Consider the following 1,392-nt stretch of genomic DNA (forward strand, 5'->3'; position numbering starts at 1 on the left):
CCGGCATTGCGGAAGTCCGGCTGCCCGTCCGGCAGCGTCGCCGCGACCGCGCGACAACCAGTAGGCACCGCAACCGTGCCGGGCGAGGAGGTCGGCAAAACGATGATCGCGCCATACAGGCCCATCTCGATCTGCAGATCGCCCTGCGTGCCGCTGTAGTAGGCATGCGTGCCAGGCGTCGCCGCGACGAAGCTATACGTGACCGTGCTGCCGTGGGCAGCCTCGCGGGTCAGCAATCCCGGCGAGCCGGTGAGCGCGGCAGGACAGGTCCCGTCGGGGTTCAGCACCGCGGCGCAGACCTGGAATCCCGGAAAGAGGATCGACGTGTTGCCCGCCGCCGCCGGCAGGTTATTGGTGAGCGTCACGGTGACGACGTCGCCCTGCTTCACGATCAGCGTCGGACCGGGAATCTGCATGCTCGGACAGTTCGCGCCCGCGATCGTGGATGGCGAAAAGCCGGACGGCGCCGTGCGGCATCCATAGCCCCACGAATAAATGCTCACGCCGTCGGGCTGGGTAATACGGTTCGCCTCGGCACTCAAATCGAAGTGCGTCCCCGTGATGCCGGGCGCGGCGGCTTGCGCGTGCATGCAGACGAGCGTGGCGAGCATCGCCGCGCCGAACCGTGCAAGACGCCCAAGGCGCGCGAGCGTGGCGATCCATGTGGTGTGATTGATGTGTCCCACGGCTCTTCTCCTAGGTGCAGGACTTCTTGGTCGGGTCCACTGCGTTGCAAATGTGGACCTCGGTCATCAAGCCGCCAAAGTTCTCCTGGTCGTTGGCCAGGTGATCGAGATTCGGCGTGTACAGGTAATAGATCGCACCCGGCTTATATTTCGTCGTGTCGCTGGCGTCGAGGATCACATCGATCGATTCGCCGCCCCCCAACGTGATCGAGTTCGTGTTGTAGGTCAGGTCGTTGCCGGACATGTCGCGCAGCAAGCGGGCGTTGACACCGACTACGTGCATCGGAATGCCCAGCGACGCCAGCGTCTGAAACTCAGTGACGTCCAGATCCGAGATCCGCAGCAGCGCCCTGCCGCCCGCCGGAATGTTGATCAGCGTCGGCAGCGGTTGCGAAAAGTGCGGTGTGCCGTCGGCGACCTGTGTCGACAGCGGGTTCGGATTCACGGTGTCCGGGTAGCTGCGTCCGTTCAACATGAAGAGCTTGTCCTTCATGTCGGTGAACGGCTCCGGATTGAACGTCATGCCGATGAAGTGGAAGTTCGGATCGAAGCCGTGTATCTGCACCGGATACTCGACGTCGTAGGCGGTCGAACCGTCGCCGTCGTTGTACGCGTACAGCGTCGGCGTACCGCTCTTATTGTTCAAGTGGGCCACGCCGTTCGCCGGCGGCAGCGGTGTCGTGCACAGAATGTCGTTGCCACACGC

Annotated in this window: 1 protein-coding gene and 1 pseudogene; both read right to left on the reverse strand. The window is 63.6% G+C overall.

Annotation, left to right across the window (positions count from 1 at the left end; translation table 11 throughout):
- Nucleotides 1-686 (reverse strand): multicopper oxidase domain-containing protein (locus P3T25_RS48520; protein WP_429364881.1); only part of this gene is annotated, 686 nt, incomplete at its 3' end.
- Between the two features lie 10 nt (nt 687-696).
- Nucleotides 697-1,392, reverse strand: a pseudogene (locus P3T25_RS48525) (multicopper oxidase domain-containing protein); the annotation flags it as partial.

This window comes from Paraburkholderia sp. GAS32 (genome assembly GCF_050434225.1).
GTDB classification, from domain to species: Bacteria; Pseudomonadota; Gammaproteobacteria; order Burkholderiales; family Burkholderiaceae; genus Paraburkholderia; species Paraburkholderia madseniana.